Source organism: Homoserinibacter sp. GY 40078 (genome assembly GCF_008017545.1).
Lineage (GTDB): Bacteria > Actinomycetota > Actinomycetes > Actinomycetales > Microbacteriaceae > Homoserinibacter.
This window is the reverse complement of record NZ_VRTZ01000001.1, coordinates 633,540-640,034: the sequence shown is the minus strand read 5'-3', so window position 1 is coordinate 640,034 and position 6,495 is coordinate 633,540. Positions and strand designations below refer to the sequence as shown.

General features: G+C 69.2%; 5 protein-coding genes and 1 pseudogene. 5 read left to right on the top strand and 1 reads right to left on the bottom strand.

Annotation, left to right across the window (positions count from 1 at the left end; genetic code table 11):
• A pseudogene (locus tag FVQ89_RS14545) lies at positions 1-196 on the bottom strand (CCA tRNA nucleotidyltransferase); the annotation flags it as partial.
• Between the two features lie 57 nt (positions 197-253).
• Between FVQ89_RS14545 and FVQ89_RS03060 the strand changes: the two are divergent.
• The 5 genes from FVQ89_RS03060 (at position 254) to FVQ89_RS03040 (ending at position 6,483) form a co-directional block, all read left to right on the top strand.
• Positions 254-2,044 (top strand): DUF6049 family protein, encoded by a 1,791-nt coding sequence (locus FVQ89_RS03060; RefSeq protein WP_147900439.1) that lies wholly within the window; start codon positions 254-256, stop codon positions 2,042-2,044.
• Positions 2,037-3,680: a murein biosynthesis integral membrane protein MurJ gene (gene murJ / locus FVQ89_RS03055; RefSeq protein ID WP_147900438.1), complete on the top strand. Its 1,644-nt coding sequence runs from the start codon at positions 2,037-2,039 to the stop codon at positions 3,678-3,680. Before FVQ89_RS03060 ends, murJ begins: the two co-directional genes overlap by 8 nt.
• Before the next feature lie 91 nt (positions 3,681-3,771).
• The gene (gene trxB / locus FVQ89_RS03050; protein WP_147900437.1) at positions 3,772-4,731 is read left to right on the top strand and encodes a thioredoxin-disulfide reductase; all 960 of its coding nucleotides are present in this window, start codon (positions 3,772-3,774) and stop codon (positions 4,729-4,731) included.
• A gap of 32 nt (positions 4,732-4,763) precedes the next feature.
• Positions 4,764-5,087: a thioredoxin gene (gene trxA / locus FVQ89_RS03045; RefSeq protein ID WP_147900436.1), complete on the top strand. Its 324-nt coding sequence runs from the start codon at positions 4,764-4,766 to the stop codon at positions 5,085-5,087.
• Between the two features lie 94 nt (positions 5,088-5,181).
• Positions 5,182-6,483, top strand: a complete 1,302-nt coding sequence (locus FVQ89_RS03040; protein WP_147900435.1) for a PLP-dependent aminotransferase family protein — start codon at positions 5,182-5,184, stop codon at positions 6,481-6,483.
• Positions 6,484-6,495: the final 12 nt, after the last annotated feature.

Genomic DNA, 6,495 nt, shown 5'->3' with positions numbered 1-6,495 from the left:
AGAGGATCTCGTCCGGAGTCGCGGAGGTCGCGAAGTCGAGATCGTGCGCCTCGCGACCGAGGAACGCATCGCGAACCGGCCCACCGACGAGAGCGAGCTCGTGACCCGCTCCCTCGAACCGCGCGGCGAGCGCGCGGATGCGGTCCGAATCGGCGAGCGCGTGGAGGCGCTCGACGGCGGCGGCGACGGGTTGCATAGCCGTCGAGTCTAGACTTCAGAGCATGTCGGCCGTGTCGTCAGGAGAAGCTGCGCTGTGCCGGTGACGACCCGACGCGTCCGCCGCGCGCTGCTGTCGGCGACCCTCGCCGCCGCCGTCGCGAGCGCCGTCGCGGCCCCGGCCTGGGCGGCATCGCCGGGCGACGAGGGTAGCTCGACGACCCCCACGAGCACGGGCGCCGTCTCGCCGGGCAGCGGACCTCTCTCGGTGTCGGTGCTCATGCCGGTGATCGTCCCGCCGACGACGACCGGCCTCATCCCCGCCGACGACCTCGAGCGCTACACCGACGACTTCGGGCTGCTCACCCGGCAGTTGGACGCGGTGATCGGCACGCCGGCCACGATCGGCGTCGATCCCATGATCCTCGTCTCGATCCGGGTGCTCGGTACCTCGGCACCGGAGTCCGCTCTGCAGTGGTTGCAACGACTCGAGTCGGTGCCCAACGAGGTCTTCACCCTCGCCTACGCGGACGCGGACATCATCTCGGCTGTGCGCACGTCCACACTCGCTGACGTGACGCCGAGCGGATTCGACTTCGCGCTGGATCCCGGTGACTTCGTGCCCGCCGAAACCCCCGAGCCCACCGAGCCCACCGACGAACCGAGCGACGAACCGAGCGACGGCACGACACCCGCCGCCAACGATCCGAGCAGCACCCCGACCCCGAGCGACGATCCCGGTGCGGATCAGAACACAGACGCCGACGGCAATCCCATCTACCCCACCACCGAGCAGCTGCTCGCCTGGACGAGCACGCTGCCCAGCATCGCCTGGCCGGGCGACGAGATGGTCGCCGCACGCGACCTCGACGCTCTCGCCGACGCGGGCTACGCCGACGTCGTGGTCACCTCGTCCGCGGTCGGCGACCCCGATGCGCCCCTTGTCACGCTCGACGGGATCGACGGCATCGTCGTCGACGGAGCGATCTCGCAGCTGCTCCGCACGGCAGCGGACACGCTCACCCTCGCCGACCGCACCGATGCCCTCACCGAGTTGCAATCGGCGCTGGCGTCGGCACGGCGCGCGTCTCCCGGGCGCGGGATCGTGCTGAGCCTCGCCCGCGAGTGGCCTTACGCCACGTCGTCGCTTCCGGAGGCTCTCGCCGCGATCGAGAGCTCGGATGACGCCCAGCTCGTGCCGCTCGCCGACATCCTCGACACGACCGCCGTGAGTGCGACGCTGCAGGACAGCTCCGACGACAGCGACCGCGAAGCGGTGTTCACCGAGCTGGCTTCCGACGCAGACGCCGAGACGACCTTCTCGAGCGTGCTCTCCGACCCCTCCGCGCTGCTGGATCCGCGTCGGCTGGAGCGGATCGCGCTCTACTCGGTCGGATGGAGCGCGAACGACGAGGAGTGGGCGGATGCGGTCGCCGAGTTCCGCGACCGATCTGCCGACATCGTGTCGTCGGTCCGCATCGAGCAGGGCAGCGACGTGCTCCAACTGGCGCGGAGCTCCGGCTTCCGGGTGTCGGTGAGCAACTCCCTCGACCTCCCGGTGACGGTCACGGTGAGCATCGACCCGCAGGGCCCGCTCCTGCAGTCCGACGGCCCCGTCGACCTCACCGTCGAACCGGGCGCGACGGCCACGGCCAACTTCCCGGTCGAGGCAGTCGCCAACGGTGAGGTGCTCGTGCTCACCGCCGTGAGCAGCCCCACGGGAGTGCCCCTCGACTCCGGATTCGCGCGAGTGACCGTGCGGGCGGAGTGGGAGAACATCGGCACCGCGCTCGTCATCGGCTTCATCGCGCTCGTGTTCGGCGGCGGAATCGTGCGGCTCGTCGTCGTTCGCCGCAGGGCCGCCGCGGAGGGCCGGACGGATGACTGAGCAGGGCCTCGACGACGGCTCAATCCGCCGCGCGAGTACCACCATCGCGGCGGGAACGATCGTCTCGAGGGCGCTCGGCTTTCTGAACGTCGCCGTGCTCGCGTGGGTGCTCGGCCAGCAGAATCCCGGCGTCAACGCGTTCGCACTCGCCAACACCCTGCCGTCGAACATCTTCGCGCTGGTCGCCGGCGGCCTCACCAGCGCGGTGCTCGTTCCGCAGATCGTGCGCGCCGCCTCCCACTCCGACGGCGGCCAAGCGTTCGTGAACCGTCTGCTGACGCTGGGGATCACCCTGTGTCTCGGGATCGGCGTCGTCGTGACGATCGCCGCGCCGGTGATCGTGCCGTTCTACACGTCGCAGGGCAATCAGACGGCGCTCGGCGACGACGGCGTCGCCCTCGCGATCGCGTTCGGGTACTGGTGCCTCCCGCAGGTCTTCTTCTACGCCGTCTACGCGCTGCTCGGCGAGGCGCTCAACGCCCGCAAGGTCTTCGGTCCGTACACCTGGGCGCCCGTCGCGAACAACGTCGTGCTGATCTCGTCGCTACTGGCCTTCGCGGCGGTCTTCGGCACCGACCCGGCCCACCGCGATCCTGCGTCCTGGACGCCGCAGATGATCGCCCTGCTCGGCGGTGGCGCGACGCTCGGCATCGCGATGCAGACCGCGGTGCTGATGCTGTTCTGGCGCCGCACGGGGCTGACGTTCCGCCCCGACTTCCATTGGCGCGGTGTCGGTCTCGGCAGCGCGGGCAAGTCGGCCGGGTGGATGTTCGGCATGATCGTCGTCACCCAGCTCACGATCGTGGTGCAGACGCGGGTCGCGACTCTGGCCGGTCCACTCGACCCGTCCGTGCAGGTGCTCAACACCACGTGGCTGCTGTTCATGCTTCCGCACTCGATCCTCGCGCTCTCGATCGCGACCCCGTACTTCACGCGGATGAGCGCCCATGTGCACGCAGGCGAGATCGGTCTGCTGCGCGAAGACCTGTCGAGCTCGCTGCGCGTCATCCTCATGCTCGTCACCGGCGGCGGGGCGGCGATCGCCGCGGCCGCGATCCCGTTCGGCGCGTTCTTCGGCGGGAGGCCCGAGGAGGTCGTGGGGATCAGCTCGGTGCTGATCGCTTACCTCGTGGGCTTGCTTCCGTTCTCGGCGATGTTCGTGCTGCAGCGCGGGTTCTTCGCGCTCGGAGACACCCGCACGCCCTTCCTCATCAAGGTGCTGCAGGGGGTGACCGTGACTGTGGCGCTCCTGGGCGTCGCGCTCCTCGCTCCCGCTCCGCTCGTCGCGGTGGGCGTCGCGCTCGCCACGTCGATCGCGAGCACCGTGCAAGCGATCGTGCTCGCCGTCGTTCTCGCCCGGCGTCTCGAGGGGATTGACTCGCGCCGAGTCGTGCAGCGCACGGCCGTCTTCCTCGCCGCCGCGGTGGTGGCGATCACCGCGGGCGTGGGCGTGCTGGCGCTCCTCGGCGGGTTCTCGGGGGGCTTCGCGGTCGCGTCCACCGGCGGCGCCTTCGTCTCGATCGTGGTCGTGGGCGGATGTGCCCTCGCCGTGTACGGCGCCGTGCTCGTCGCGGTACGGGTGCCGGAGCTGCGCGCGGGGCTGGCGCCACTCCGCCGGATTCTTCGCCGACGCTGACCCCTCACGCGACGCGCCGCGTCTCTGAGGGCGGGAATTGCCGCCGCCTAGGATGTGTTGTACCTCGCGACCCACACGAAGGAAGCCCGAGATGCGTCAGCTCATCATCATCGGATCCGGTCCTGCCGGATACACGGCCGCGATCTATGCCGCACGCGCGAACCTGCAGCCGCTGCTCATCGCGAGCTCGGTCGAGTTCGGTGGCGAGCTCATGAAGACGACCGAGGTCGACAACTTCCCCGGCTTCCCCGAGGGCATCATGGGCCCGGACCTCATGACCCGCATGCAGCAGCAGGCCGAGAGGTTCGGCACCGAGATCGTCTACGACGACGTCACCGAGCTCGAGCTCACGGGCGACGTCAAGCGCGTCACCCTCGGCAGCGGCGAGGTGCACGAGGCGCGGGCGGTCATCTACGCGACGGGCTCCGCCTACCGCAAGCTCGGGCTACCCGACGAGGAGCGCCTCTCGGGTTACGGGGTCTCGTGGTGCGCGACGTGCGACGGCGCGTTCTTCCGCCAGAAGAAGGTGGCCGTCATCGGCGGAGGCGACTCGGCGCTCGAGGAGGCCACGTTCCTCACCCGCTTCGCCGACACCGTGTACCTCATCCACCGCCGCGACAGCTTCCGGGCCTCCGCGGCGATGCAGGATCGCGCCTTCGCCGACCCGAAGATCGAGGTCATCTGGAACAACGAGGTGAAGCACATCTACGGCGACGAGAAGGTCACCGGAATCGGCGTCGTCGACACGGTCGATGGCACGGAGACCACTCTGGACGTGCAGGGCATGTTCGTCGCGATCGGCGCCGACCCCCGCACCCACCTCGTGCACGGCCAGCTCGACCTCGCGCCCGAAGGCACGATCGCCGTCGACGGACGCAGCTCGCGCACGAACCTTCCGGGCGTCTTCGCCGCGGGCGATGTGATCGACCCGACCTACAAGCAGGCCGCAACGGCCGCCGGATCCGGTGTGGTCGCGGCGCTCGACGCGGAGCACTACCTCGCCGGGCTGGAGGACGCCGAGAAGGCTGCCGCCGTCCCGGCCTCCGTCTGATACCGACGCCCTCGCGTCACGAAAGGATGAACATGTCCACCAAGGAAGTCACCGACGCCTCGTTCGCCGACGACGTTCTCGCCTCCGACAAGCCGATCATGGTCGACTTCTGGGCCGAGTGGTGCGGCCCGTGTCGCGCGGTCTCGCCGATCCTCGACAAGATCGCCGAGGAGCACGCCGAGAAGCTCTCGATCGTGAAGCTCAACGTCGACGACAACCCGGAGACCGCCATGAAGTACGGCATCACGTCGATCCCGGCGATGTACGTCTTCAAGGACGGAGAGGTCGTGAAGCGGGTCATCGGTGCGAAGCCCAAGCCGGCTCTCGAGGCGGACCTCGCGGACTTCATCGGATAGCCGATCTTCGATTCGCGGCCCTCGCACCCCGTCGGTGCGGGGGCCGTCGACGTTTCGCGGCTACCCTGGAGGGCACTGATCGAACGGATACGTCATGCATGACTCCCAGGGCACCAACCTCGATCCGTGGTACGGCCACTACGCCGATCGCACGGCCGGACTCTCCGCGTCCGAGGTTCGAGCTCTCTTCGCCGTCGCGAGTCGACCCGAGGTGGTCTCGCTCGCGGGCGGCATGCCGTACGTCTCCGCGCTCCCGAAGGAGCTCGTCGAGACGGCCGCCGTGCGTGCCGTGGGGGAGCATGGCGCGGTCGCCCTCCAGTACGGCTCCGGCCAGGGCGTGCCGAGTCTGCGCGAGCACATCCTCGAGGTGATGGCGCTCGAGGGCATCCGCGGATCCGTCGACGACGTCGTGGTGACCACCGGCTCGCAGCACGCGCTCGAGCTGCTCGCGAAGCTGTTCCTCGATCCGGGCGACGTCGTGATCGCCGAAGGCCCGAGCTATGTCACCGCGATCACGGTCTTCCGCTCGTTCCAGGGCGAGGTCGTGCACGTTCCGATGGACGACGAGGGCATGAACCCCCAGGCGCTGCGCGAGACGATCGAGCGTGTGCGCGCCGAGGGCAAGCGGATCAAGTTCCTCTACACGATCCCGAGCTTCCAGAACCCGACCGGCGTGACGCTCACCTGGCAGCGGCGGGTCGAGATCCTGGAGATCGCGCGGTCTGCGGGCGTTCTCGTTCTCGAAGACAACCCCTACGGGTTGCTTTACTTCGATCAGGCGCCTCCGCCCGCGATGCGATCCATCGACGACGAGGGCGTGGTCTACTTGGGCACCTTCTCGAAGACGCTTGCGCCCGGCCTGCGGGTCGGGTGGGCGATCGCTCCGCACGCGATCCGCGAGAAGCTCGTGCTCGCGAACGAGGCGGCTGTGCTCTCGCCATCGTCCTTCTCGCAGATCGTGATCTCGGAGTACATGGCCACCGCCGACTGGCGACGCCAGATCGATACATTCCGCGGGGTGTACCGCGAGCGACGGGATGCGATGCTCGGTGCACTACAGGACTACCTGCCCTCGCTTCGCTGGACGGTGCCCTCGGGCGGCTTCTACGTGTGGCTGACGATGCCCGAGCACCTCGACTCGAAGGCGATGCTGCCGCGGGCCGTCAAGGAGCTCGTCGCCTACACCCCGGGAACGGCGTTCTACGCGGATGGCGGCGGCCGTCGCAACATGCGGCTCTCGTTCTGCTATCCCGAGCCCGACTTCATCCGCGAGGGCATCCGCCGCCTGTCGACGGTGATCAACGGCGAGCTGGCACTCCTCGGCGAGTTCTCGCAGACCGCTCCCCTGCCCGTGCAGTCCATCGAGCGCGACGTCCTGCCGCCGTTCGCCGGCTGATCCGGAGGTTCA